The organism is Caballeronia sp. (genome assembly GCF_028292365.1).
Lineage (GTDB): Bacteria > Pseudomonadota > Gammaproteobacteria > Burkholderiales > Burkholderiaceae > Caballeronia.
The window spans coordinates 1-5,849 of sequence record NZ_JAQGMM010000650.1; the positions used below are offsets into that span (position 1 = coordinate 1).

Here is a 5,849-nt window from a genome sequence, read left to right on the forward strand (position 1 = left end):
AGCGTCAGGGTCAGCGCGAGGGATGCAACGAGCGCGAAGATCACGGTCATTGCCATCGGCTTGAACATCTTTCCCTCAACCCCTTGCAAGCTGAGGATGGGCAGGTACACGGCAGTGATGATCACGACGGCGTAGGTGACCGGCCGCGCCACCTCTTGCGCCGCCTCGCGGACCACTTGCTCGACCGGACGATCCGGCATTTCCGCACGCCTGCGCACCACGTTTTCGATCAGGACGACCGCACCGTCGACCAGCAGCCCGAAGTCGATCGCGCCCAGGCTCATCAGGTTGCCGGACATGCCGGCGTAGTACATCGCCGTTATCGCGGCCATCATGGAGAGCGGGATCGCGAGCGCCACGATCAGCCCGGCGCGAATATTACCGAGGAGCAGGAACAGCACGACCATGACGAGAATCGCGCCCTCGGCCAGATTGTGGGCAATGGTATGCAGCACGCGGTCCATGAGATCCGCGCGGTTGTAGTAAGGAGCGATCTCGACGCCAGGTGGGAGAGACCGCTGGATTTGCTTGATCGACGACTCGACATTCTGCGCGACCACCCGCGTGTTCTGGCCGAGCGTCATCAACACCACGCCGACGACAGCTTCGCCTTTGCCGTCACGCGTCACGCCGCCGAGGCGCGGCATTGGCGCTTCTACAATCTTCGCGATGTCGTGTACGTACAGCGGCGCTCCGCTACTGCGCGTGCGCAACACGATGCTGCCGATGTCCGCGCGGGTTTGTAGCAACCCCTCGCCGCGGATGATCGCTTCGCCACCGTTGTGTTCGATCGTGGCGCCCCCGGTTGCGCCATTGTTCATCTGCACTGCGTTGAACACATCGCTGATGGAGAGACCGTAGCGCGTCAACGCATCATCCGATACTTGTACCTCGTAGGTCTTGAGTTCGCCGCCGTTGACGTTCACATCCACCACGCCAGGCACCTGGCGCAGCCGTGGAGCGACCTGCCAATCCAGGATGGTGCGCAAGTCCATCAGCGACCGTCCCTTGCCTCGCACCTGAAACTGGTAGATCTCGCTCAGGCCATCGGAGAGAGGACCGAGTTGCGGTGCGCTCGTGCCCGGCGGCAATTGCACGGTCTGCAGGCGTTCGGTCACCAGATTGCGATCGAGATACATGTTGCCGCCGTCCGCGAAACGCACATAGAGCACGGACACGCCATATCGCGAGATGGAACGCAGACCCTGCATGCCCGGCAAGCCCTGCAGCGCAAGTTCGATCGGCGCGGTGATGTTGCGCTCGACATCCACTGGCGCAAGACCCGGAGCCTGCGTGGTGACCAGCACCTGAAGCGGGGAGATGTCGGGGTCGGCATCGAAGGGCAGGCGCTGCATGCTCATGAAGCCGACGCCGACGAGAAGCAGAACCAAAATCAGCACGACGGCGCGGTTCCCGAGCGCCGAGTCGACAATCTTTGTAATCATGTGAGTGGTTCCTCAGCCTTCGTCCGGAATAGCGTTCTGAAGGAAGTCGGCTTTGAGCCAATAGCTTCCGTCGGTCACGATCTGCTCGCCGGCCGTCACGCCGTCCAGAATTTCAGTGAACCCGCCGCTGCTCACGCCCGTGTGAACCACTTGCCTTGTGAAGTGGCCAGTACCGGAGGGAATGAAAACCGCCGTCTGACTATCCACATCCTGAAGGGCTGCGTCTGGCACCAGCACGGCGTCCCGGCCAAGCGGCGCAGCAATATTCGCCGTGGCGAACATGTTGGCGCGCAGCGCGCCGTCAGGGTTCGGAACATCACACCGTACCGCCACGGTGCCCGTGTTCGGGTCCACTTGATCGGCAATGTAGGCGACATGTCCGGAAAATTGCCGGCCGGGATACGCGTCGACGGAAACAGTAACCGTATCGCCCTCCTTGATGACGCTCAGCTCACGCTCAGGGACATTCGCTTGCACCCAGACGGTGGAGAGATCCGCGACCGTGAAGAGCTGAAGAGAGGTGTCCACGATATCGCCAGGCGCGGTGCCCACCGCATTGATGACGCCGTCAAAGGGCGCAACGACGGCGCCGAGCGACTCGCGCGGACCCAGTTGGGCGAGCGCCCTGCTTTCGCCGCTCTTCACAACTGACCCGGTTGGCTGCAGCCGTTGCCTCATGCCAAGCCATTTCTCCAACTCAGCCTCGCGGGAATGTAACGTGGCCTGCGCGCTCGCATCCATTGCGCGGCGGCGCTCGAGTTCGCTTTGAGCCATCGCGCCTATGACGAGGAGTTCTGTGCCACGAGTTAATGCCACGTGAGCGGTGGCGGCCGCGGATGTCGCATCGGCGACCGCGGCCTGAGCGCTGGCCACCTGACTGCTGACGTCGCTGAGATCGAAGTCATCTAGCACAGCAAGCCGCTGGCCCCCGTGCACGTGCTGTCCGACAACCACATCAATGCTTTCGACGCGCCCACGGGATGGAGAACTGACTTGAGCGAGACGCTTGGCATTGAAGCTGACGAGACCTGTAGCCTGCACCGTGCGCATGAGTGGCCGTCGCTCTGCGGTGACGAAGTGCAGACTCATATTGCCAAGGGCCTCGCGCGAGACGTTCACTGCATTGGGTACCGCCGGGGCAGGTTGGACCGCGTTTGCGTTTGTGTTGACGTGTGCCGTGCTCGCCATGCTTGGAGACAGCGTGTAGTGGAATGCGAGACCGCCCAACACAACAACGCCGGCCGTGCCGATCGATGCATAAAGCCGCTTACGGATCAGCATGACGTCACCCGTGAATATACCCACCGCGGCGAGAAAGCACAGTCTGTGTAAGCGATGCCATGTGCGTCACCACTTAAAGTTAGGCAAGCGAGCGTGAACATCACGAGGGTATGGTTATTTCGCATTTTCTTTGGCTTGATCGAGCGTTGGCACTGAAGGGAAAACGAAGGCCGTTGCGATCGACCTTTGAACGCTTCGATTGTTGGCTCGTCCCTCTGAACGTACCGTGGCGGGAAAATGACATTCCGGTAATCTAGACATCTAACCTTGCACGCGTGCGCATCGCAGCCTTCAACACGATCCGGGCGATAGAGCGCCGCTTAAAGGAGCGGAAAGCAGCCGATGTCGGTCCACGCGGGAAAACGTACCCTAAAAAGACAGCGCGACACGCTACTGGTACCATCGGCTTTTTGGCTCGTCGGCTGTTCAATCGGATACCTCGCGAAAATTACGAGAATGTCGTTTTCGCGCACTTATCCTCAGGCTAAGCTGCGGCGGCGCAGGTCGATCCGGACGGCTTTCTGACATTAGATTACTTGTGCAATGCGGATACTGATCATTGAGGACGAGCCGAAGATGGCGTCCTATCTTAAGAAAGGACTCACGGAAGCGAGCTTCACTGTCGATACCGCCGCGGACGGGAAGGACGGTCTCTTTCTCGCGCTCCACGAACAGTTCGATTTGATTGTTCTCGACGTGATGCTTCCGGAACTTGACGGGCTAGAAGTGCTCAAGCGCTTGCGCCTGGAGAGAAACACGCCCGTGCTATTGCTTACCGCCCGAGATACGGTTGACGACAAGGTGGCCGGCTTCGAACTAGGCGCGGACGATTATCTTTCCAAGCCTTTTGCGTACCCTGAGTTCCTCGCGCGGATTCGCTCGCTCATTCGCCGCGCGCCGCGTACAACGCGAGACGTCCTGACGGTCGGTGATCTCGAAATCGATGTGGTCAAGCGAAGAAGCCGCCGCGGAAACGCTCGCGTCGACCTTACCGCGCAGGAGTTCGCTCTCTTACAACTGCTTGCCGAGCGGCCGGGCGAAGTGCTGACACGAACGTTCGTCACGTCACAGATCTGGGATATGAACTTTGACAGTGACACTAACGTGGTCGATGTCGCCATCAAGCGGCTTCGCGCGAAAATTGACAACGCATTCGACAACAAACTGCTGCATACCGTCCGGGGCATGGGTTATGTCCTCGAGGACCGGTCGTGAACGCCGCCGCCCGGCCCTACTCCCTGCTCAAGCGTCTGACGGTCGCGCTTTCGGTGGTTGCGCTTTTGGCCTTCGCGTTGGTGGGCGCGTTGTTGTATAACGCGCTCGCGCTCGAACTGCAACAACGCGACGACATCGAGATTGCTGAAAAACTGGATCAGTTCCTGCAGCAGGCTCGCGACTTCGGTTCCACGCAATCGTTGATTCAACACAGTGCCGAATTCCATGAAGTGCTGAAGTCGCATCCTGCCGTGTCTCTCGCTATCTTGGACACGCGCGGTGACGTTTTGGTACAGCACTCAAAAAAGCCGTCTCATGAACTCAGATCGGCCGGGCCGGGGTTCCACGATCCGAACGCGGCGTACTCATGCGATCCGCCGACCATCGGACCGTCGCGATGCATCTACGCGGACGCGGCCCTGCCCTCGGGAGAGGGTATTCGTATCGTGCTCGCGCACGTCGCGACGGAGCGGCACTCGCTACTCAGAAGCTATCAACAGGACGTCTGGCTTGCGATCGCCGTCGGGGCGACTCTGATGGGCACGCTGGGCTATGCGATAACGAAACGTGGTCTTGCGCCCGTTAAAACGATCGGCCGTCAGACCTCCAAGATCGAAGCGCACAGCTTGAACGAGCGCCTCGATATTGCTGCCGGTCCGATCGAATTGCAGGAGATTGCGGTATCGGTTAATCGGATGCTCGACCGGCTGGAGCGAGCGTTCATGCGACTGTCTCAGTTCTCGTCGGATCTCGCGCACGACATGCGAACGCCGCTCGCTAACGTAATCAGTTCGTCGCAGATTACGCTATCACGTACACGGACGAAGGAAGAGTACGAGATTCTCATCGACTCCAACATTGAAGAATGCGAGCGGCTTCAGCGCATGATCGAGAACATGCTGTTTCTTGCAAGGGCCGACAATTCAAAGCAGCATATAAAGCTTAGCGAGGTCGACTGCCAGCTTGAGCTCACAAAGCTTACGTCGTATTTTCAAGGTATCGCCGAAGATACGGGCGTCCACTTCGTGATCAATGGAAGTGGCAGGATCGTGGCAGACCCGCTGATGTTTCGGCGGGCGGTCAGCAACCTGCTGTCGAATGCACTCGATCATGCGGCCGTGGGATCCGATATCGAGCTGCGTACATACCACTCGGAAGGATATGTGGTCGTTGAAGTCACGAACAAGGGCCAGCCGATTCCAGCGGAGCATCTCGGGAAGATTTTCGATCGCTTTTATCGACTCAGTGCATCGAGACACGGTTCAGCGAAGAATACGGGTTTAGGCCTCGCGATCGTGAAATCGATCATGGAGTCGCATCGAGGAAAAGTCGAGGTCGTGAGCCAGCGTCACAGCACTACCTTCGCGCTGTCTTTCCCCCGCCTCGCCGGATTGTGGGATTCGTCCACAGCGACGCCTGGCGTTGCGCATTCGCCAAGAAAGAATGACAACGATTCCTCTTTTACGGCCAAGGCATCTTCGGACGAGCTTGAACAGGTTCTGCCGCGATAAGGGCACACTCAATAAAGTTTTGAGTCTAGCTGGTTTATTAGTTAACATATTCACATATGTACTTAAAATTGGTCGCTTTTTTTTGCGCCAAGTAGTCATGCGCCACCATCTTTCCAGAACGGAAACGTGCATTTCCTTGCTTCAGGCTCTCGATGATCTGATCAGCTGTGAACCTATTTCGCTCAAACTTAGATAGTGCCGCCGCGTAAGCCGATTGCACACCTCCCATTCCTCCCGCCACCCCAATTGCGGTAAGACCGATTGCAGTCCGCAATACAGCACGCCTAGGAACCCCGTGGGAAATGTTCACCAGACAACAGGCATTCTGTTTTTGCATAGGCGCTATCAAAAGTGAACTGCAACACCTGCCTCGTATAAGGTGTCGCAATGTCCGAAA

The 5,849-nt window shown here is 58.5% G+C and carries 4 protein-coding genes; 2 read left to right on the forward strand and 2 right to left on the reverse strand.

The genetic code is table 11. From position 1 onward, the window contains the following. A partial coding sequence (locus JWR14_RS37495) for an efflux RND transporter permease subunit (RefSeq protein ID WP_299719713.1) occupies window positions 1-1,445 on the reverse strand: 1,445 nt, incomplete at its 3' end. A gap of 12 nt (window positions 1,446-1,457) precedes the next feature. Further along, window positions 1,458-2,726 (reverse strand): efflux RND transporter periplasmic adaptor subunit, encoded by a 1,269-nt coding sequence (locus tag JWR14_RS37500; RefSeq protein WP_299719715.1) that lies wholly within the window; start codon window positions 2,724-2,726, stop codon window positions 1,458-1,460. A 543-nt stretch (window positions 2,727-3,269) separates the two neighbouring features. Here JWR14_RS37500 and JWR14_RS37505 point away from each other — a divergent pair. Beyond that, the gene (locus JWR14_RS37505; RefSeq protein ID WP_299719717.1) at window positions 3,270-3,941 is read left to right on the forward strand and encodes a heavy metal response regulator transcription factor; all 672 of its coding nucleotides are present in this window, start codon (window positions 3,270-3,272) and stop codon (window positions 3,939-3,941) included. Next, window positions 3,938-5,452, forward strand: a complete 1,515-nt coding sequence (locus JWR14_RS37510; protein WP_299719719.1) for a heavy metal sensor histidine kinase — start codon at window positions 3,938-3,940, stop codon at window positions 5,450-5,452. Before JWR14_RS37505 ends, JWR14_RS37510 begins: the two co-directional genes overlap by 4 nt. The last annotated feature ends 397 nt before the right edge of the window (window positions 5,453-5,849 follow it).